17 protein-coding genes are annotated in these 20,239 nt (G+C 73.9%); 9 read left to right on the plus strand and 8 right to left on the minus strand.

Features of this window, described 5'->3' with window-relative positions; translation table 11 throughout:
- Positions 1-7 precede the first annotated feature (7 nt).
- From D7294_RS28335 to D7294_RS28355, 5 genes are all read right to left on the minus strand, one after another.
- Positions 8-1,558 (minus strand): FAD-dependent monooxygenase, encoded by a 1,551-nt coding sequence (locus tag D7294_RS28335; protein ID WP_120684660.1) that lies wholly within the window; start codon positions 1,556-1,558, stop codon positions 8-10.
- A 64-nt stretch (positions 1,559-1,622) separates the two neighbouring features.
- Entirely contained in the window at positions 1,623-2,558 is a 936-nt protein-coding gene (locus D7294_RS28340; protein ID WP_120684661.1) for an amino acid ABC transporter permease, read from the minus strand.
- Positions 2,555-3,229, minus strand: coding sequence for an amino acid ABC transporter permease (locus tag D7294_RS28345; RefSeq protein WP_120684662.1), 675 nt, complete (start codon positions 3,227-3,229; stop codon positions 2,555-2,557). Before D7294_RS28345 ends, D7294_RS28340 begins: the two co-directional genes overlap by 4 nt.
- 85 nt (positions 3,230-3,314) lie before the next feature.
- Complete coding sequence (locus D7294_RS28350; protein WP_120684663.1) at positions 3,315-4,160, minus strand: glutamate ABC transporter substrate-binding protein; 846 nt, start codon at positions 4,158-4,160, stop codon at positions 3,315-3,317.
- Between the two features lie 94 nt (positions 4,161-4,254).
- Positions 4,255-5,040 carry an amino acid ABC transporter ATP-binding protein gene (locus D7294_RS28355; protein WP_120684664.1) on the minus strand — a complete coding sequence of 262 codons (786 nt, stop codon included), beginning with the start codon at positions 5,038-5,040 and terminating at the stop codon, positions 4,255-4,257.
- Positions 5,041-5,258: 218 nt separating this feature from the next.
- Between D7294_RS28355 and D7294_RS28360 the strand changes: the two genes are divergently transcribed.
- Positions 5,259-5,951, plus strand: coding sequence for a response regulator transcription factor (locus tag D7294_RS28360; RefSeq protein WP_120684688.1), 693 nt, complete (start codon positions 5,259-5,261; stop codon positions 5,949-5,951).
- A 15-nt stretch (positions 5,952-5,966) separates the two neighbouring features.
- Positions 5,967-7,436, plus strand: coding sequence for a sensor histidine kinase (locus tag D7294_RS28365; protein ID WP_120684665.1), 1,470 nt, complete (start codon positions 5,967-5,969; stop codon positions 7,434-7,436).
- On the opposite strand, the gene D7294_RS28370 is transcribed toward D7294_RS28365, so the two are convergent.
- Positions 7,402-10,530: an alpha-mannosidase gene (locus D7294_RS28370; RefSeq protein ID WP_120684666.1), complete on the minus strand. Its 3,129-nt coding sequence runs from the start codon at positions 10,528-10,530 to the stop codon at positions 7,402-7,404. The two genes, D7294_RS28365 and D7294_RS28370, sit on opposite strands and share 35 nt — an antisense overlap.
- Positions 10,531-10,774: 244 nt before the next feature.
- Positions 10,775-11,800: a TAXI family TRAP transporter solute-binding subunit gene (locus D7294_RS28375; protein ID WP_120684667.1), complete on the minus strand. Its 1,026-nt coding sequence runs from the start codon at positions 11,798-11,800 to the stop codon at positions 10,775-10,777.
- A 78-nt stretch (positions 11,801-11,878) separates the two neighbouring features.
- Between D7294_RS28375 and miaB the strand changes: the two genes are divergently transcribed.
- The 3 genes from miaB (at position 11,879) to D7294_RS28390 (ending at position 14,574) form a co-directional block, all read left to right on the plus strand.
- Entirely contained in the window at positions 11,879-13,366 is a 1,488-nt protein-coding gene (gene miaB / locus D7294_RS28380) for a tRNA (N6-isopentenyl adenosine(37)-C2)-methylthiotransferase MiaB (protein WP_120684668.1), read from the plus strand.
- 105 nt (positions 13,367-13,471) lie between these two features.
- On the plus strand, positions 13,472-13,762 hold the full coding sequence (locus tag D7294_RS28385; RefSeq protein WP_120684669.1) for a hypothetical protein: 291 nt from the start codon (positions 13,472-13,474) through the stop codon (positions 13,760-13,762).
- 65 nt (positions 13,763-13,827) lie between these two features.
- A complete protein-coding gene (locus D7294_RS28390; RefSeq protein WP_120684670.1) occupies positions 13,828-14,574 on the plus strand; it encodes a class III extradiol ring-cleavage dioxygenase family protein in 747 nt (248 codons plus the stop codon).
- A 22-nt stretch (positions 14,575-14,596) separates the two neighbouring features.
- On the opposite strand, the gene D7294_RS28395 is transcribed toward D7294_RS28390, so the two are convergent.
- Entirely contained in the window at positions 14,597-14,806 is a 210-nt protein-coding gene (locus D7294_RS28395; RefSeq protein WP_241562685.1) for an antitoxin, read from the minus strand.
- Between the two features lie 299 nt (positions 14,807-15,105).
- Between D7294_RS28395 and miaA the strand changes: the two genes are divergently transcribed.
- From miaA to D7294_RS28415, 4 genes are all read left to right on the plus strand, one after another.
- Positions 15,106-16,053 carry a tRNA (adenosine(37)-N6)-dimethylallyltransferase MiaA gene (gene miaA / locus D7294_RS28400; protein WP_120684671.1) on the plus strand — a complete coding sequence of 316 codons (948 nt, stop codon included), beginning with the start codon at positions 15,106-15,108 and terminating at the stop codon, positions 16,051-16,053.
- Between the two features lie 111 nt (positions 16,054-16,164).
- Positions 16,165-16,881 (plus strand): hypothetical protein, encoded by a 717-nt coding sequence (locus D7294_RS34065; protein ID WP_422070755.1) that lies wholly within the window; start codon positions 16,165-16,167, stop codon positions 16,879-16,881.
- Between the two features lie 29 nt (positions 16,882-16,910).
- Entirely contained in the window at positions 16,911-17,813 is a 903-nt protein-coding gene (dapF, locus tag D7294_RS28410; RefSeq protein ID WP_120684672.1) for a diaminopimelate epimerase, read from the plus strand.
- Positions 17,814-18,078: 265 nt separating this feature from the next.
- Positions 18,079-20,220 (plus strand): RelA/SpoT family protein, encoded by a 2,142-nt coding sequence (locus D7294_RS28415; RefSeq protein ID WP_120684673.1) that lies wholly within the window; start codon positions 18,079-18,081, stop codon positions 20,218-20,220.
- The last annotated feature ends 19 nt before the right edge of the window (positions 20,221-20,239 follow it).

Here is a 20,239-nt window from a genome sequence, read left to right on the forward strand (position 1 = left end):
CCGGTGGTCACCCGGCCGGGGTGCCTCTGAGGGAGCGGGCGCAGGATTCGAGGGACTGCTGGTCCGCGCCGGGGAACGCGGCGGCCAGGTGGCCGTCGGGGCGGACGAGGAGCAGGGTGTGCGCGGGGGCACCCGGGTACTCCTCGGTGACCAGCAGCTCGGCGGGCAGCGGGAGCGTGCGCGCCGCGGCGGCCAGCTCCGGCATCAGGCCGGCCGTCAGCCAGTGCCTGGCGTCCCACACCCGGGAGCCCGGCGCGGTGAGCACCAGCAGCAGCGGGCCGCCGAGCCGGTCGCGCAGGCGGCTCTGGGTGCCGTCGAGGGCGATCACCGGCACGTCGGCCACGGGGGAGCCGACGGGGGTGTGCGTCGCCACGGGCACGCGGGGGGTGCAGGAGAGGGGCGAGGCGGGATGGCCCTTCGGGCCGCCGAGCGAGCCGCGGCCCAGGTGGCCCTCGGCGAGGAGGGTGAGGCGCCCGCGGCCCCGGCCGGTGAGCCGGGCGGCCAGCCCGCCGCCGCGCACCAGCGGCAGGGCCTGGTCGACCGCGCGCAGCCGGGCGCCCACGGCGGTGCGGCGTTCGGCCTCGTAACTGTCGAGCAGGGTCTCGGCGTTGCCCTCGTGGCAGGCGACGGCGAGTTTCCACGCGAGGTTCTCGACGTCCCGCAGGCCCTCGGCGACCTGCTGGGTGCCGAGCGCTCCGAGCAGGTGGGCGGCGTCGCCGGCCAGGAAGACGCGCCCCGCGCGCCAGCGGCGGGCCAGGCGCTGGTGGCAGATGTGCACGCCGGTGTCGAGGAGTTCGTAGGGGGGAAGTTCCCCGCCGTGCCAGGCGGTGAGGGTGCCGTGGACGCGTTCCAGCATCGACTCCGGGGTCACCAGGGCGCCGTCCGGCGGGAGCGGCCAGTCGAGCCGCCACCTGTCCTCCGTCAGGGGGCGGGCGGTGACCTCCCCGTAGCCGGGGGCCCGGTGCAGTCCCGCCTCGCCGGGCCAGGGCAGTTCGGCGCGGAGCGCGGCCACGGCGTAGCGCTCGACGTCCGTGCGGCCGGGGAATCCGGCGCCGAGCAGCTTGCGGACGGTGGAGCGGGCGCCGTCGCAGCCGACGAGGTAGCTGCCGCGGTAGGTCCTGGCCTGCCCGCGGCGGCCCTCGGGGGCCCGGCGCACGACGTGGGCGGTGAGGTCGGTCTCGCGTTGTTCGAGGTCGGTGAGGCGGTGGCCGGCGACGAGGGTCACCAGCTGGTGGCCTTCGGCCGCCTCGCGCAGGGCGAGTTCCAGCACGTGCTGCGGCACGTGGCGCGGCGCCGCGGCCTCGGTGAACTCCTCGTGCCAGACGGTCTTTTCGCGGTGCGTGGTGCGCCAGCCCCGCCAGGCCGCCGCGTGCCGCCCGACGCCCGGCAGGGCGAGGAGGCGTTCGGCGTCGCCCGTCAGGACGCAGGTCCTGGCCAGGCGCCTGGCGGGTGGCTCGCCTGTGCCGTCGAGGACGACGGCCGGTACCCCGTACCCGGCCAGGGCAAGCGCCAGCGCGAGCCCCGTGGGGCCCGCGCCGGCAATGATCACGGGGAGCACAGCACGTATGCAACCCAGCGGGTGATCAGGCGTCAAGTCGGGTCCGGTGCCCGGTGACCGGTCCCTAACCCTTGGCCACCGTGGCGGGGGGAGCCGGGGGCGCCACCGTCGTCTCGAGGTTCCCCGTGGCGCCGTCCCCGAGGTCCGCCGGTCCCTGGGCCACGACGGCCCCGGTGCCGCGGGTGCCGCGCCTGATGCGCCGCTCCAGCCAGCCGGCGAGCTGGCTGAGGAGGAAGTTGATCACCACGAATATCGCGGCGGCCACGGTGTAGGCGGCGATCGTGTTCGAGTAGTTCGAGGAGATGAGGCGCGCGGCGCTCAGCAGCTCCTGGTAGCTCAGGATGGCCCCGCCGAGCGTGGTGTCCTTCACGATCACGACCAGCTGGCTGATGATCGCGGGCAGCATCGCGGTGACCGCCTGCGGGAGCAGCACGTTGGTCATGATCTGGCCCTTGCGCAGGCCGAGCGCGCGGCCCGCGTCCTCCTGCCCGCGGGGCAGCGAGAGCACGCCGGCGCGGACGATCTCGGCCAGCACCGAGGCGTTGTACAGCACCAGGCCGGTCACCAGGGCGTACATCGGCCTTATGTCGCGGTCGACGGTCGACCACTGCGCGTACGCCTCGTTGGCGAAGACGATCATCAGCAGTACGGGGATCGCCCGGAAGAACTCGACGACCACGTCGCAGGGCCGGCGAATCCACCAGTGGTCCGAGAGCCGCCCGATGCCGAAGATCGCGCCGAGGGGGAGCGCGATCACCAGCGCGAGGCCGGCGGCCTCCAGCGTCTTGCGCAGGCCGGGCAGCAGGAAGGTCGTCCAGACGTTGCCGTCGTTGATGAACGGCTCCCACTTCTCGCCGTCGAGCTGGTGCTTGTCGTCGAGTTCGCCGTACACCCACCAGGCGAGGGCGAGGAACAGCAGGACGAACACCACGGCGTACACGGCGTGCCAGCGCCTGGCGCGCGGCCCCGGCGCGTCGTAGAGGACGGACAGGTTGGTCATCGCTTCACCGCCATGCGCTTGGCCACCCAGCCGAGGAGCAGTCCGGTCGGCAGGGTGAGGATGATGAACCCGAGGGCGAAGAGCAGGGCAATCGGGATCAGCTGGGCCTCGTTCTCGATCATCTCGCTCATCAGGGCGGCGGCCTCGGCCACGCCGATGGCGGAGGCCACCGTGGTGTTCTTCGTCAGGGCGATCAGGATGTTCGCCAGCGGTGCGATCACCGAGCGGAAGGCCTGCGGGAGCACGATCAGCCGCAGCACCTGCGAGAAGCTCAGGCCGAGCGCCCTGGCCGCCTCCGCCTGGCCGACGGGCACCGTGTTGATGCCGGAGCGCAGCGCCTCGCAGACGAAGGCCGAGGTGTAGACGACGAAGCCGAGGATCGCCAGCCGGTAGTTCGTCGGGTCGACCGAGCCGTCGGTGAACATCGTCACCCGCAGCGTCTGGCCCAGCCCGATCGAGCAGAAGACGATGATGAGGGTCAGGGGGATGTTCCGGAAGATGTTCACGTACGCGGTGCCGAAGGCACGCATGACGGGCACCGGGCTGACGCGCATGGCCGCGAGGACGGTCCCCCAGATGAGGGAGCCGACCCCGGCGAAGAACGTCAGCTGGATCGTTGTCCAGAACGCCCCGAAAAGGTCGTATTCATCGAGATCTAGGAAGTCGAACACGGAGTCTCTCAGCCTCGACTAGGGGGGTGGAATGGATGTGGCGCGCCGCCAGAGTGGCGGCGCGCCACCGGGGGACCCGGAGGGGTCAGCTGGTTTCCGTGATCTCGGGGGCTTCCTCAGCCTCGTAGTTGGCGGGGCCGAAGTTCCGCTCGATGGCCTCCTGCCAGGAGCCGTCCTCCTCCATCTCCCGGATCGCGTCGTTGATCTGCTCCTGCAGCTCGGTGTCGCCGTGCGGGATGCCGACGCCGTAGGGCTCGTCGCTCAGCTCCAGGCCGGCGAGCTCGAACTTGCCCTGGTTCTGCTCCTGGGCGGCGTAGCCGGCGAGGATGGAGTCGTCCGTGGTCAGGGCGTCCACCGCGCCGCTCTCCAGGCCGGTCAGGCACTCGGAGTAGGTGCCGAACTCCTGCAGCTGCGCGTCGGGAGCGAAGTCGTCGTGCACGTGCTGGGCCGAGGTCGAGCCGGTGACCGAGCAGAGGGTCAGGTCGTTGATCTCGTCCGGGTTGGAGACGCCCTCGCCGGCGCGCATCAGCAGGTCCTGGTGGGCCATGAAGTACGGCCCGGCGAAGCTGACCTGCTCCTTGCGCTCGTCGGTGATCGAGTAGCTGGCGACGATGAAGTCGACATCGCCGCGCTTGAGCAGGTTCTCGCGCTCGGCGCTCGGCGCCTCGACCCACTCGATGTTCTCCGGGGAGACGCCGAGCTTGCCGGCGATGTAGGTGGCGACGTCGACGTCGAAGCCGGTGTAGTCGCCCTCCGGGGTCTTCAGGCCGAGACCCGGCTGGTCGAACTTGATGCCGATGGTCAGGGAGTCGCCGTCGCCGCTGCCGCCCCCGCCCGAGCCCTCGTCGTCATCGTTGGAGCCACAAGCGGTGGCGGTCAGCGAGAGCGCGAGGACCGCGGCGGCCAGAGCGCTTGCCTTACGGAGTTTCATGTGGTGTTCCCTTGTTGTCTTCAGGCGGTGAGTCGCGGGGGGATGCGCGTGCGGGGAACGCGCGGGTCTTGCGCGGGTGGAACGGCCGGGCCGGTCAGTGCGCGAGGATCTTCGAGAGGAAGTCCCTGGCCCGGTCGCTGCGCGGATTGTCGAAGAACTGGTGGGGGTCTGCCTCTTCGACGATCCGGCCGTCAGCCATGAACACCACGCGGTTCGCGGCGGAGCGGGCGAAGCCCATCTCATGGGTGACGACGACCATGGTCATGCCTTCGCTGGCGAGCTGCCGCATGACCTCAAGCACCTCATTGATCATTTCCGGGTCGAGCGCGGAGGTGGGCTCGTCGAAGAGCATCACCTTCGGCTCCATCGCCAGGGCCCTCGCGATGGCCACCCGCTGCTGCTGGCCGCCGGACAGCTGCGCGGGGTACTTGTCGGCCTGGCTGCCCACGCCGACCCGGTCGAGAAGCATCCTGGCCCGGGCCTCGACCTGGGCCTTGTCCTGACGCCTGACCTTGATCGGGCCGAGCATCACGTTCTGCAACACGGTCTTGTGCGCGAAGAGGTTGAAGGACTGGAAGACCATGCCCACGTCGGCGCGCAGCCGGGCCAGTTCCCTGCCCTCCGCGGGCAGCGGATTGTTGTCGATGGTGATCGTGCCGGAGTCGATGGTCTCCAGGCGGTTGATCGTCCGGCAGAGCGTGGACTTGCCCGAGCCGGACGGGCCGATCACCACGACCACCTCGCCGCGCTTGATGGTCAGGTTGATGTCCTGGAGCACGTGGAGCGCACCGAAGTGCTTGTTCACGCCGTCCAGGATGACCAGGTCCTCGGCGAGAGGCGCGGCGTCCTCGATTTCCTTGGTCAGCGACGCGTCGCTCATCGTTGGCTTGCTCCGTCCTCGTCGGTTGGCACCGGACCATAGCCAGCTACGCAACGCAGCGTCAGCAGATCTGAGCGGAAATTGAGCATCACGATGTGATCGCGGTCTCGTTGCGCACCGTGCCATTCGGTGACCGCTTGTGAGCGGCGGATAACGGTAGCGTTCAGCTCCTGGGCGGCCTCTTGACGTGCACCCCGCTCATCGGCGTGGATGCCAAGATGAGACTGCTGCTGGTCGAGGACGACGAGCACGTCGCCGCGGCCCTGGTCGCCGTACTCTCCAGGCACGGCTTCGAAGTGGTCCGCGCCCGGGGCGGCGAGGAGGCCGTCGCGCAGGTGCGGGATCGCAGCTTCGGCGTCGTCCTGCTCGACCTGGGGCTGCCCGACGTGGACGGCTTCGAGGTGTGCGGCCGCATCCGCCGCATCGCCTCGGTGCCGGTGATCATGGTGACCGCCCGCTCCGACGTCAGGTCCAGGATTCACGGCCTGAACCTCGGCGCCGACGACTACGTGGTGAAGCCGTACGACACCGGGGAGCTGCTCGCCCGCATCCACGCCGTGAGCAGGCGCACCGGGCCCGAGGAGGAGCCGGCCGGACAGGAGGAACCCGCCGGGGTGCTGACGCTCGGCCCGATCACGGTGGAGACCGCCACCCGCCAGGTGTCGGTGGACGGCGAGCAGATCGCGCTCACCCGCAAGGAGTTCGACCTGCTCGCGCTGCTGGCCCAGCGGCCCGGCGTGGTCTTCCGCCGCGAGCAGATCATCAGCGACGTGTGGCAGACCAGCTGGGAGGGAACCGGCCGCACGCTTGAGGTGCACATCGCCTCGCTGCGGGCCAAGCTGCGCAGGCCGGAGCTCGTCGAGACCGTCCGCGGCGTCGGCTACCGGCTGGCCCTGCCCCCCACCCCGTGACCGGACCCCTTCCCCATGCGCTCACGTCTCCTTCCGCTCCTCATCGTGCTGCTGGCCGGGGTGCTCCTCGCGCTCGGCATCCCGCTCGCCGTCAGCCAGGCCCACAGCGCGCAGCAGCGCGTCGTCGTCGACCGGATCGACGACACCGCCCGCTTCGCCTCGCACGCCCAGTTCGCCAGTGACACCGGGACCGGGCGGCACAGCCAGCAGATCTCCGCCCTCCAGGACGAGCTCGACCGCTACTACGAGGTCTACGGAATCAAGGCCGGCGTCTTCCAGCGCGACGGCCGCCCCATCGCCGTGGCCCCGCACGGCTGGTCCCCGCCGGGCGGCGCGGACGGCGAGGAGTTCGGCGAGGCGCTCGCCGGGCGCCGCAGCTCGGGCCCCAGCCAGGTGTGGCCGTGGAACAGCGACCGGCGGCTGCTCGTCGCCTCCCCGGTGATCAGGGACGGCGACGTGATCGCCGTCGTCTTCACCGACTCGCCCACCGGGCCGCTGCGCTCGCACATCCTGCACAGCTGGCTGCCCACCGTGGGCGGGGAGGCCGCGGCGATGCTGCTCGCGGTCGTCGCCGCCTTCCAGCTGACCCGCTGGGTGCTGCGCCCGGTGCGGGTCCTCGACCGGGCCACCCACGCGATCGCCACCGGCCGGCTGACCGCCCGCGTGGCCCCGGCGGGCGGCCCGCCGGAACTGCGGCGGCTGGCGCTGTCCTTCAACGAGATGGCCGACCACGTCGAGAACGTCCTGGAGCAGCAGCGCGCCTTCGTCGCCGACGCCTCCCACCAGCTGCGCAACCCGCTGGCCGCGCTGCTGCTCCGCATCGACCTGCTCGGTCTCGAACTGCCCGAGGACAGCGAGGAGTTCGCCTCGGTCCGCGCCGAGGGCAAGCGGCTGGCCAAGGTGCTGGACGGCCTGCTCGACCTGGCGCTGGCCGAGCACAGCTCCGCCGACCTGCGGGTGACCGACGTCGCGCGCCTGGCCGGCGAGCGGGTGGACGCCTGGCGCCCGGTCGCCGACCGGCGCGGGGTGACGCTGCGGGTCGCCGGCGCGATCGCGGTGACCGGCTGGGCCGACCCGGTGAGCCTGTCGAGCGCGCTGGACGCCGTCGTGGACAACGCGCTCAAGTTCACCCCGGGCGGCGGCAGCGTCACCGTGACCGTCACCCGCGACAGCGACCACGTCGCCATCGAGACGGCCGACGACGGGCCAGGACTCGACGACGCCGAGCTCGAACGCATCGGCGACCGCTTCTGGCGCAGCGGCCGCCACCAGAACGTCAACGGCTCCGGGCTCGGCCTCTCCATCGTCGACGCCCTGCTCGCCGCCGGCGGCGCGGCCATCTCCTACGCCCACAACCAGCCGCACGGGCTGCGGGTGACCATCTCGGTGCCCAGGGCCAAACCGGAGGAACCACCGGGGAACGAGGGCACCGGGACGGTCCCCGCCCAGGTCAGCCTGCCGCGCCGGGTGTCAGCCGCAGAGTGAGGACCTGGAAGGGCCGCAGCGCGAGTTCCACGCCGTCGCCGGTGGCCCGCCAGGTGCCCTCCTGCGCCGCCGCCGCCTCGCGCGCCGGGCCCGCCGCCTCGGCCGACGCGGCCAGGGGCCGCTCCAGCAGGTCGGTGGCCGTGACCGCGGCCACCGGGAAGGCGGCCCGCAGCCGCCCGCGCGACCTGCCGCCCGAGGCCTCGTACACCCGGACCACGAGGTCGCCGCTGCGGTCGTCCGCCAGCTTCACCGCCGACACCACGAGGTGCTCCTCGCTCCCGGGGCCGCCCAGCCCCTCGCCGTCGAGCGTCACCAGCGGCGCGACCTCCCGGCCGCCGGGCACCGCGCGCTCGGGCAGGTTGATCCGGTGCCCCTCCCGGACGGCGTCGGCGAGCGTGGCGCCGGGGACCAGGGCGTACCGCAGCCGGTGGGCGCCCTGGTCGGTCTCCGGGTCGGGATAGCGCGGCGCCCGCAGCAGGGACAGCCGCACGGTGGTCGTCTGCCCGCCGTCGGGCCGCACGGTGCGGGTGACGTCGTGCCCGTAGGTGGAGTCGTTGACCACCGCGGCGCCCCAGCCCGTCTCGGCCACCCGCAGCCAGCGGTGCGCGCAGATCTCGAACTTGGCAGCCTCCCAGGAGGTGTTGGTGTGGGTGGGCCGCCGCACGTGGCCGAACTGGGTCTCGGCCTCGGAGTGGTCGGCCTTCACGTCCAGCGGGAAGGCGGCCTTCAGGATCTTCTCCCGCTCGTGCCAGTCGAGGTCCGTGTCCACGTCGAGAACCCGCTCCCCGGCGCGCAGCGTCAGGCGCTGCGTCACCCGGGAGGAGCCGAAGGAACGCGTCACCTCGACGGTGGCCGCCCCGCCCTGGGCCTGAAGCGTCAGCGAGTCCACCTCCACCAGGTCGGTCACGCTGTTGCGGTAGAACTCGTCCACGTCCCAGGCGTCCCAGTCGTTGGGCAGGTCGCGGTGCAGCTGGAGCAGGTTGCCCGCCTGGCCGGGCGCGATGGCCTCGCGGCCGGCCGTCAGGTCGACCGCGGAGACCACGAGGCCGCGGGCGTCGATCTCCACCCGCAGCAGGCCGTTGTCCAGCGCGAAGCCGCCGTCCTCGCGCCGCGTCGCGGCGACCGGCGCCTCCTGCGCCGCCCCCCGGCGGACGACCGCGCCGCCCGCGGGGACGCCGCCCCTGGCGTGCGGGGCGGCGTTGAACACCACGGTGCCCTCGCCCCCGTCCTCGCCCTCGCCGGCCAGCGCCCGCTGGGCCGCGTCCACCAGGCCGAGCAGCTCGCCGCGCACCCGCGCGTAGGTCTCCCGGGCCTCCCGGTGCACCCAGGCGATCGAGGAGCCGGGCAGGATGTCGTGGAACTGGTGCAGCAGCACCGTCTTCCACAGCCGCTCCAGGTCCTCGTACGGGTAGGCGTAGCCGGGGACGCGCAGCGCGGCGGTCGCCGCCCACAGCTCGGCCTCGCGCAGCAGGGATTCGCTGCGCCTGTTGCCCTGCTTGGTCTTGGCCTGCGAGGTGTACGTGCCGCGGTGCAGCTCCAGGTACAGCTCGCCCACCCACACCGGCGCGGCCTCGTGGTACTCGGCGTGCGCCTGCTCGAAGAAGGCGGTGGGCGGCTCGATCTCCACCCGCGGCGAGCCCTCCAGGTCGCGCGTCCTGCGGGCCCTGGCCAGCATCTCGCGGGTGGGGCCGCCCCCGCCGTCGCCCCAGCCGAAGGGCACCAGGGAACGCGAACCCCTGCCCTTCTCGCGGTAGTTGCGGGCGGCGTGGGCCAGTTCCCGGCCGCTCAGGTCGGAGTTGTAGGTGTCCACGGGCGGGAAGTGGGTGAAGACGCGGGTGCCGTCGATCCCCTCCCACCAGAACGTGTGGTGCGGGAAGTCGTTGGTGCGGTTCCAGGAGATCTTCTGCGTCAGGAACCAGGAGGAGCCGGAGAGCCGCACCAGCTGCGGCAGCGCCGCGGTGTAGCCGAAGGAGTCGGGCAGCCACACCTCGCGGGTCTCGATCCCGAACTCCTCCAGGAAGAAGCGCTTGCCGTAGACGAACTGCCTGGCCATCGCCTCGGAGCCGACCATGTTGGTGTCCGACTCCACCCACATGCCGCCCACCGGCACGAAGGTGCCCTCCGCCACCTTCTTCTTGACCCGCGCGAACACCTCGGGCCGGTGCTCCTTGATCCAGGCGAGCTGCTGCGCCTGGGACATCGCGAAGACGAACTCGGGGTGCTCGTCCATCAGCGCCACCACGTTGGCCGAGGTGCGGGCGACCTTCCGCACGGTCTCGCGCAGCGGCCACAGCCAGGCCGAGTCGATGTGCGCGTGGCCGACGGCGGAGATGCGGTGCGCCGAGGCGCGCGCCGGGGCGCGCAGCACGCCCGCGAGCCGCTGCCTGGCGGCGGGCGCGGTGGCCGCCACGGTGGCGGGGTCGGTCAGGTCGAGCGCGTCGAGCGCGGCGTCGACGGCCCGCAGCACCTCGTAGCGCCTGGCGTCCTCGGCCGGCAGCTCGGCCATCAGCCCGCCGAGCACCTCCAGATCGAGGGTCAGCTCCCACACCTGCGGCTCGAAGACCGTGAGGTCCATCCGTTCCACCAGGTACAGCGGCCGGTCCCCGGCCGTCAGCCGGTCGCCGAGCCGGGTCGGCCGCGGCTCGTTGAGGATCGGGTTGGCCGCCGCCTCCACGTAGAGGAGGACCTCCTCGCCGCCCTTGACGTTCTCGCCGACGCGGACCCAGTCGTTGAACGGGTGCAGGCCCTTGACCGCCTCCCCGTCGGGCCGGTAGACGAGGCCCTCGCACTGGAACCCGGGCAACCCGCGGTCGAAGCCGAGGTCGAGCACCGCCTCCACGGTGCGGCCCGCCCACTCCCGGGGCACCCGGCCGCTCACCCGGAACCAGGTCGTTCCCCAGGCGGGCCCCCACGGATCGCCCGCGGCGGCCGGCCGGTAGGGGGCCGAGAGCCCCTCGGCGACGGGAACCGGCTCGCCCGGGGCGTCCCAGCGTTCGATGGTCAACGGCACCGGGTCCCGGTGGACCGCGGGCCTGATCCGCTCGGTCAGGGCCCGGCGCAGGCGTTGTTCGACGAGGCTGCGGTCGTCATGCATGGTGCGACTCCGTGGGAGGTGCGGGTGCGGGGGAGTTGCGCGCGCGTGCGCCGGGTATGCGGGCACGGGAAGGCGCGCGAGGGGTGCTTCGTCGGGGCGTTCTGGGTGGGGTCGGCGATGAGGTCAGTGAGGATTCTCGGTCATCTCGGCGGGATTCGCCCCGGTATGTGACGGTTCTTACTGTCCCGCGGTTGCGTGCAGGCCGAACGCGGCGCGGGGGCGGCCCCGGCGGCGGGTGAGGGGCCTAGTACTTGACCGACCGGTAGTAGTCGCGGGCCCCGGGGTGCAGTTCGAGCGGCCCGGTGTAGATCGCGGTGCGCAGGTCCACCCGCTGGGCCGCGTGCACCTCCTGCCCGATGCGGTCGCGGCCGTTGATCACCGAGCGGGTGAGCTGCTCGGCGATGTCGTGCTCGGTCGAGTCCATGGTGATCAGCAGGTTGGCCACCGCCAGGGTGTCGATCACGTGGGAGCCGACGATGTCGGGATAGGCGTCGGGCGGCAGCACCGCCGCCCGGTAGTAGGCGTTCTGCGGGCCGAGGCGGTTCAGCTCCGGGAGGAGGTCGCCGAGCGGCACCAGCCGGATGTCGGTGTACTCGGCGAGCTGCTCGATGGCCGAGGTGGGCAGCCCGCCCGACCAGAAGAAGGCGTCCAGGCGCTTGGCCTCCAGCATGGTCGGCATCGTGTCGATGCCCGCGTTGACCGGCTGGATGTCCGTCTCCATGTCGAGCCCGGCCGCGGCCAGCAGCTCCCGGGCGGCCGGCTGCACCCCGGACTGGTCCTGGCCCACCCCCACCCGCAGCCCCGCCAGGTCGGAGACCTCGGTGACCGGGGAGTCGGCGGGGACCACCAGCTGGATGTAGTCGTCGTAGAGCCGCGCGCAGGCCCGCAGGTGTGCGGCGCCCGGGCCGCCGGAGGTCTGGTAGGCGGCGATCGCGTCCGCGGTGGCGATGGCGAAGTCCGCCTCGCCCGACACGAGTCGCTCGATGTTCTCCACCGAGCCCTCGCTCGACCGCAGCGTGATCGTCAGCCCCGGCGCGTCCGCGGCGAGCTGCCCCCGCAGCAACTGCCCGTAGCGGGCGTAGACCCCCGTGGTCACGCCGGTGCTCAGCACGACCGAGCCGCGCGGGCGGTGATCGTCCGCGAGGACCGGGCGCCACAGCACCCCCGTCACCACGGCGAGCGCGAGCACCGCGCACAGCAGCACCTGCACGGGCCGCCTGCGCAGGTCGAGCGCGGCGAGGCGGCCGCGAACCGGCGAGCTGGGAGCCATCCTCGCAAGCTACCAGCGGAACGTAGACTTGGGGACTGCCCACCGCTGGTCTCCCGTCGATTTGGATCGAGTTCTCGCATGCCGGAAGTCGCGCGCACCTACGAAGTCAGGACGTTTGGCTGCCAGATGAACGTCCACGACTCCGAGCGGATGGCCGGGCTCCTCGAGGCCGCGGGCTACGTCCGGGCCGAGGAGGGCGCGGAGAGCGCCGACGTCGTCGTCTTCAACACCTGCGCGGTGCGGGAGAACGCCGACAACCGGCTGTACGGCAACCTCGGCCAGCTCGCCCCGAAGAAGAACGCCCGCCCCGGCATGCAGATCGCCGTCGGCGGCTGCCTGGCGCAGAAGGACCGCGACGCGATCGTGCGCCGCGCCCCGTGGGTGGACGTGGTCTTCGGCACCCACAACGTCGGCCGGCTGCCCGCCCTGCTGGAGCGGGCCAGGATCCAGCGCGAGGCGCAGGTCGAGATCGCCGAGTCCCTGGAGGCCTTCCCCTCCACCCTGCCCACCCGCCGCGAGAGCGCCTACGCGGCCTGGGTCGCCATTTCCGTGGGCTGCAACAACACCTGCACCTTCTGCATCGTCCCCTCCCTGCGCGGCAGGGAGAAGGACCGCAGGCCGGGCGACATCCTCGCCGAGGTGGAGGCGCTGGTCGCCGAGGGGGTCGTGGAGATCACCCTGCTCGGGCAGAACGTCAACGCGTACGGCTCGGACATCGGCGACCGCCGGGCCTTCTCCGAGCTGCTGCGCGCCTGCGGGCGCGTCGAGGGCCTGGAGCGGGTCCGCTTCACCTCGCCCCACCCCAGGGACTTCACCGACGACGTGATCGAGGCGATGGCCGAGACGCCGAACGTCATGCCGCAGCTGCACATGCCGCTGCAGTCCGGCTCCTCCAGGGTGCTGCGCGCCATGCGCCGCTCCTACCGGCAGGAGCGCTACCTGGGGATCATCGAGAAGGTGCGGGCGGCCATTCCGGAGGCCGCGATCACCACGGACATCATCGTGGGCTTCCCCGGGGAGACCGAGGAGGACTTCCAGGAGACGCTGCACGTGGTGCGCGAGGCCCGCTTCGCCCAGGCGTTCACCTTCCAGTACTCCAAGCGGCCGGGCACCCCGGCCGCCGAGATGCCGGGGCAGGTGCCCAAGGAGGTCGTGCAGGACCGCTACGAGCGCCTGGTCGCCCTCCAGGACGACATCTCCTGGGCGGAGAACAAGCGCCAGGTCGGCCGCACGGTGGAGGTGCTGGTCGCCGAGGGCGAGGGCCGCAAGGACGAGACCACCAGGCGGCTGAGCGGACGCGCCCCGGACAACAGGCTGGTGCACTTCAGCCGCCCGGCCGAGCCGGTCAGGCCGGGCGACGTGGCCACGGTGGAGATCACCTACGCCGCCCCGCACCACCTGCTGGCCGAGGGCGAGGCGAGGGCGGTGCGCCGCACCCGCGCCGGGGACGCCTGGGAGCTGCGCAACGCCGCGCCCGCGCGGCCGGCCGGGGTGATGCTGGGGCTGCCCTCGGTGGGCGCTCCCGCCCCGCTGCCCGAGCCGGCCGGGGGCTGCGGCGCGGCCTGAGCCGGGGCCGCCGGCGGCCACGAGGACGCCGGGCGCGCGGGAGCACCGGGTGAGCGCGGAGTAACCGGGAAGAGACCGCGGGGATACGCCGCGCAGGGGGCGGAGATGAGCGAGGAGAGCGCCGACTGGCTGCTCACCGTGGAGGGCCGCATCACGATGGGCCACTACGACTGCCAGGTCCTGGAAGAGGTGCGCGGCACCCACCTGCAGGCCATGGAGGCCCTGTGGCGGCACGTCCACCTGTACAACCCGCCGCGCCCGCTCCAGGCGCGCCGCCGGTGGATCTACCGGGACGCGGACGGGTACCTGGCCCGCTACCTCGGCTCCGCGGGCGGCCACTACGTCTACACCTTCCTGGTGCGGCGGCTGGTCTGGGACTCGGAGAGGGACGGATAGCGCCCCGCCTGCCGCAACGGGCGGCAGCGGCCGAGGGGCGGGCGGCGCGGCGTTAGGCTGCCCGCATGCTTGTCGCCGCCGCGGTCTGCCCCTGCCCCCCGTTGCTCGTGCCCGAGGTCGCCGCGGGCGCGGCCCACGAACTGGACGCCGCACGGGCCGCCTGTGACGACGCGCTCGCCGTGCTCGCGGCCGCAAGGCCCGAGCGGCTGGTCCTGGTGGGCCCGGCCGAGCGGCCGGGGCGCGGCCCCTTTCCGGCCGGGACCCCGGGCTCGCTGCGTGGCTTCGGGGTGGACGTCGAGGTGACCCTCGGGGCCGCCCCCGCCCAGGCGGAGAAGGCGGCGCCAGGAAGCGGGCCGGAGGAGGCCGCGCGCGAGTTGCCGCCCTCGCTGACCGTGGGGGCCTGGCTGCTGGAGCGGACCGCCTGGCAGGCCGCGCCCGTCGAGGGGCTCGGCGTGGGGGAGCCGCTGGACCCGGAGCGCTGCGCCGCGGCCGGGCGCGAGCTGTCCGCCGGTGGCGAGCGGCTCGCGCTGCTGGTGCTCGGCGACGGCAGCGCCTGCCGTTCCGCGAAGGCGCCGGGCGCCTTCGACGGGCGCGCGGCGGCCTTCGACGAGGCCGTGGCGCGCGCCCTGGGCGCGGCCGACACCGCGGCGCTCGCGGCGCTCGATGCCGACCTTGCCGCGGAGCTGCACGCCGCGGGAAGGTCCTGCTGGCAGGTGCTCGCCGGAGCGGCGGCCGGGAGCGGGCTCGCCGGCCGGCTGCTCTACGACGAGGCCCCTTACGGCGTCGGGTACTTCGTGGCCGCCTGGTCCTGACGGCGGCCCCCGGGCCGGGGGCTCAGCTGCCCGGCCGGGAGCCCTTGCGGTGCCTGCCCTCGCCGGCGACGCGGCCCAGGGCGGTCTTCGCCTTGTCCGTCCCGTCGACGATCTGGCGCTTGAAGCGGCCCTTGGTGGCCGAGTCGGCCGCGTGGGCGGCCCGGTCCATGCCGCTCTCCACCTTGCCGCGGTTCTGCACGAGCTTCTCCCTCATGCGCTCCGTGAAGTTCACGGTCCTCTCCTCTCACCGGCACGTTTCCCCGGCACGTTTCCCCGGCGCGGTTTCCCGGCGGGTTTCCCGCCGCGTTGTCCCGGCGGGGAGCCGGACGCGCGGGTGGCCCGTGCCTGACACCGGCCGAAGGCGCCGGCCGCACGAACGAAGCCGACGCGCAAGCCGGGCAGCTCACGCCGGGCGCCTCGCACCGGACACCCCGCACCGGACATAAGGTGCATATCAGCTTTCCATGCTAGGCAATCGGGTGAAATCCCGCACGTCAAGCGGCCCCGCGCCCGGTCTGGGAGACTGCCCGGGTGAACGCGTCTTCGTCCGCCCCCCTGGTCGTCGCCGTCGTCGGGGCCACCGCGGTCGGCAAGTCGGATCTCGGCGTCGCGCTCGCCAGGCGGCTGGGCGGCGAGGTGGTCAACGCGGACTCGATGCAGCTGTACCGCGGCATGGACATCGGCACCGCGAAGCTCACCCCCGCCGAGCGGCAGGGCGTCCCGCACCACCTGCTCGACGTCTGGGAGGTGACCAGGACGGCGAGCGTGGCCGAGTACCAGCGGCTCGCCCGCGACACCATCGACCGCCTGCTGGCGGCCGGGCGCACCCCCGTCCTGGTCGGCGGCTCCGGGCTCTACGTGCGCGGCGCCCTCGACGCCCTCGACTTCCCCGGCACCGACCCCGCGATCAGGTCCAGGCTGGAGGCCGAGCTGGCGGCGGAGGGCAGCGGGGCGCTGCACGCCAGGCTGGCCGCGGCCGACCCGCGCGCCGCCGAGGCCATCCTGCCGAGCAACGGCCGGCGGATCGTGCGCGCCCTGGAGGTCGTGGAGCTCACCGGCCGCCCGTTCACCGCGCAGCTGCCAGGGCCGGGGGAGGACCCCAGCGTCTACCCCACCGTGCAGTTCGGCATCGCGCTCGACCGGCCGGTCCTCGACGAGCGGATCGCGGCGCGCGTGGACCGCATGTGGGAGGCGGGACTGGTCGAGGAGGTGCGCGGCCTGGAGCGCGCGGGACTGCGCGCCGGGCGCACCGCCTCGCGCGCGCTCGGCTACCAGCAGGTGCTCGCGGCGCTCGCCGGGGAGTGCACCGCGGAGGAGGCGCGCGAGGAGACGGTTCGCGCCACCCGGCGCTTCGCCCGCAGGCAGGAGAGCTGGTTCCGCCGCGACCCGCGCGTGCGCTGGCTGAGCGGGGCGCAGGAGGGCCCGGAGGCGCTCCTGGAACGGGCCTGGGAAGCGCTCGAACGGACGGTCACATCCTGATCACGTGATGGCATCGGGACGCTCCAAGCGACCGGGAGCGGCCCGCGCGCGTGCCATTATCGAGCAATGCACCAGCAGCCGTGAAGCCGTGGAGTAGGAGGGCGCGTGGCGATGGAGGCCGGCCCTCGCGAAAGCAACGGCACCGCCGAAGGCGTTCCGCGGCCCTCGCGGTCCGGGCTCGCTGGGGCAGAACGGACCGGGAACAAGGCCGGCCGGGAGGCCGCGGGCCCCGAGCCCGGCGCCCCCGGGCACGAGCCGCCCACTCCCGCGCACTCGACCGCCGAGGCCCCCCCTGGCGCCGCCGGCCTCGGCGCCCCCACGGACCAGGAGCCGCAGGAGACCGTCCCGCCGCAGGGCACGGGCCCCGCGGACTTCGCCGCCCAGCCCACGGGGCCCGCGCCGCTTCCTGGCGCCTACCCGGGGCCAGGAGGCGGCCCCGGCCGGGGAGAGCCCGGGGAGGCGGGGGAGGCGCTCGACGCCGCGGACCAGGCCGAGTCCTATGCCGAACTGCGCCCGCCGCGGCGGCTGCGGCCCTCGCTCTTCGCCCCGATCGTGCTGCTGAGCCTGCTCGGCTCGCTCATGTTCGCCTTCCCGCTCGCCTTCGCCTTCGACGAGGCGGGCGCCGTGGTCGCCATGCTCGGCCTGCTCATCGGGTGCAGCGCGGCCGGGTGGGGCATGATGGCGGCCCGCCGCGTGGGATACACCTGGCCGGGGCTGCCGCCGCGCGGCTCGGGCCGCCGCCCCGACTGGCGGCTGCTCCTGCTCTACGGCCTGGGGCTCGTCATCCTCGGCGCCCTGGCCGTCTGGCGGGTGGCCGAGCTGCGCTGAGCGGAGCGGCGCGCCGTAGGATCGGGCCCGTGACCGCCGCACCGCAGCCCGTGCCCTTCCTCAAGGGGCACGGCACCGAGAACGACTTCGTGATCATCCCCGACCCGGAGGGGCGCCTGGAGCTGTCCGCCGAGACGGTCGCGTGGCTGTGCGACCGGCGCGCCGGGATCGGCGCGGACGGGGTCCTGCGGGTGGTCCGCTCGGCCGCGGACCCCGCCGCCCGCGAACAGGCCGCCGGCGCCGAGTGGTTCATGGACTACCGCAACGCCGACGGCAGCATCGCCGAGATGTGCGGCAACGGCGCCCGGGTCTTCGCCCACTACCTGCGGCGGGCCGGGCTGGTCAAGGACGCCGAGTTCGCGGTGGCCACCAGGGCCGGGCTGCGACGGGTGCGCTTCACCGGCGCGGCGGCCGGAGGCGGTGGAGACGCCGGAGACGGTGGAGAGATCGTCGTGGACATGGGGCGGGCCGGGCTGCCCGCGGGCCCCGAGCCCTCGGTCACCGTCACCGTGGGGAGCCTGAGCCTGCCGGCCAGGCACGTGGACATGGGCAACCCGCACGCGGTGGCCTTCGTGGACCGGCTGGAGGACGCCGGGCGGCTCCTCGATCCCCCGGGCCTGGCCCCGGCAGAGGCGTATCCGGCGGGCGCCAACGTGGAGTTCGCCGTCGACCGCGGACCGCGCCACCTCGCGCTGCGGGTGCACGAACGCGGCTCGGGCGAGACCAGGTCCTGCGGCACCGGCGCCTGCGCGGTCGCGGTCGCCGCCGCCCGCCGCGACGGGCTCGACCCCGCGGCCGACGGCCGCCCGGCCGAGTACCTCGTGGACGTGCCGGGCGGCAGGCTGCGGGTGACCGAGGCGCCCGACGGCACGGTCACCCTGGCAGGTCCCGCCGTCATCGTGGCCGAGGGCACGGTCCACCTCCCGGCCTGAGGCGCCGGGCCCCGAGGGTTCGCGGGCGCGAAGGCGCCAATCCCGGCCGCCCGCCCGCGTCTTTCGGCCAGCTTTCCTCGGACATAAGTCACTCGGATGGGTGATCCACCACGTTAGGGGCGGCCGCCGGGCGGCCGGGCGTGGTGGGCTCGGTAGCATCAAGCACCGGCGCCGCTGCGGAAACACGGGTCACGGACACCACCCGGACGATCCGGGGCAATCCGCGCCGCGGTCCGGTCAGGAGACCGCGGGAGGTGCGCACCCCATGAGCGCTGAGGCGAGCACGTCGAGCGGGATGGCCCGCGGGCGGAGGGGGCACCGCAGGGACGTGCTGAGGCTGCGTCAGCTGGGCCGTGCCGCCGTCTTCGGGAGCGCCGACCGTTCGCACCGGCTGCCCGATGCGATCGAGCACGTCGCGCAGGTGCACCGCAGGCACCATCCACGGGCCGACCTCGGCATCCTGCGCCGGGCCTACCTGCTGGCCGAGTCCGCACACCGCGGCCAGTTCCGCAAGAGCGGCGAGCCCTACATCACCCACCCGCTCGCGGTCACCCTCATCCTGGCCGAACTCGGCGCCGAGACCACCACGTTGACCGCCTCGCTGCTGCACGACACCGTCGAGGACACCGAGGTGACGCTGGACCAGGTCCGCGCGGACTTCGGCGAGGAGGTCTGCCACCTGGTCGACGGGGTCACCAAGCTGGAGAAGGTCGACTACGGCGCCGCCGCCGAGCCGGAGACCTTCCGCAAGATGCTGGTGGCGACGGGCAGCGACGTGCGGGTGATGTCGATCAAGCTCGCCGACCGGCTGCACAACATGCGCACCCTGGGCGTCATGCGCCCGGAGAAGCAGGCCAGGATCGCCCGCGTCACCGGGGACGTGCTGATCCCGCTCGCCGAGCGGCTCGGGGTGCAGGCCGTGAAGACCGAGCTGGAGGACCTGGTCTTCGCCATCCTCCAGCCCGAGGAGCACGCCAGGGCCCGGGAGCTGATCCTGGAGCACGGCCGCGAGCCGGAGCCGCTGGCCGAGGTCGCCGAGGCGGTGCGCGGCGTGCTGCGCGAGGCGGGGATCAGCGCCGAGGTGCTGATCCGGCCGCGGCACGTGCTGTCCGTGCACCGGGCCCGGCTCAAACGCGGCTCGCTCGGCCCCTGCGACTACGGCAGGCTGCTGATCCTGGTGGCGGAGGACGCGGACTGCTACGCGGCGCTCGGCGAGCTGCACACCTGTTTCTCGCCGATCGTCTCGGAGTTCAAGGACTTCATCGCCGCCCCCAAGTTCAACCTCTACCAGTCCCTGCACACCGCCGTCGCCGACGAGTCGGGCCGGGTCGCGGAGATCCTGGTCCGCACCCACCGGATGCACCGGGTGGCGGAGACCGGCGTCGTCGCGCTCGGCGACCCGCACCGGTCCGCCGAGGGCGAGGCCGCGGGGGAGGAGGGGGAGCGCGCCGATCCGACGCGGCCCGGCTGGCTGTCGCGGCTGCTGGAGTGGCAGCGCCAGGCGACGGACCCGGACACCTTCTGGACCGAGCTGCGCGACGAGCTGGCGCGGGACCGGGAGATCACCGTCTTCGCCGCCGCCCCCGAGGAGGGCCCCCTCCAGCTCCCCGCGGGCGCGACCTGCGTGGACGCGGCCTACGCCCGGCACGGGGAGGCGGCGCACGCCTGCATCGGGGCCCGCGTCAACGGGCGGCTCGCCACGCTGCGCACCGTGCTGCGGGACGGGGACACGCTGCAGCTGCTGCTGGCGCCCGACGGGAGCTCGGGTCCCTCCCCGGAGTGGCTCGGCTACGCCATCACCCCGGCGGCCAGGATTCCCATCCGGCGCTGGCTGGACAGCGGGGGGGCCGGGGAGGCCGGGCCGGGCGCGGAGCCGGGGGCGGAGGCCGCGCAGGCGCCGGAGCACCCGCCCTCGCCCGTGGCGCGCGAAAGGCAGCGCACCTCCCCGCGCGAGGCGGGCGTCGTGGTCGCGGGCGCCCCCGGTGCGCCGGTGCGCCTGGCGCGTTGCTGTACCCCGGTGCCCCCGGACCGCGCCCTGGGCTTCCTGGTGCGCGGGGGCACCGTCACCGTGCACCGGGAGAGCTGCCAGGCCGCCCTGCGGATGGCGGCGGCGGGCCGGCGGGCCCTGGAGGTGGGCTGGACCTCCGGCCTGGTGGGCTGCCGGGTCACCCTCCACGCCGAGGCCCTCGGCCGCCCCGAATTGCTCGCCGACCTGACCGAGGCGCTGGCCGCCGAGGGAGCGGCCGTGCTCCGGGCCGCGGTGGAGCCGCCGCGGCAGCAGCGGGTGCGGCACACCTACACGCTGCGTCTTGCCGACGCCTCGGAGTTGCCGCGGGTGATGCGGGCGATGCGCCGGGTGCCCGGCGTGTACGACGTCTCGCGCGCCGTGCGGCCCCCGTCGAGCTGAGGCGGCGCGCGCCCGCGCG

Origin of the sequence: Streptomyces hoynatensis, from assembly GCF_003626535.1 — a bacterium.
GTDB classification, from domain to species: Bacteria; Actinomycetota; Actinomycetes; order Streptomycetales; family Streptomycetaceae; genus Streptomyces; species Streptomyces hoynatensis.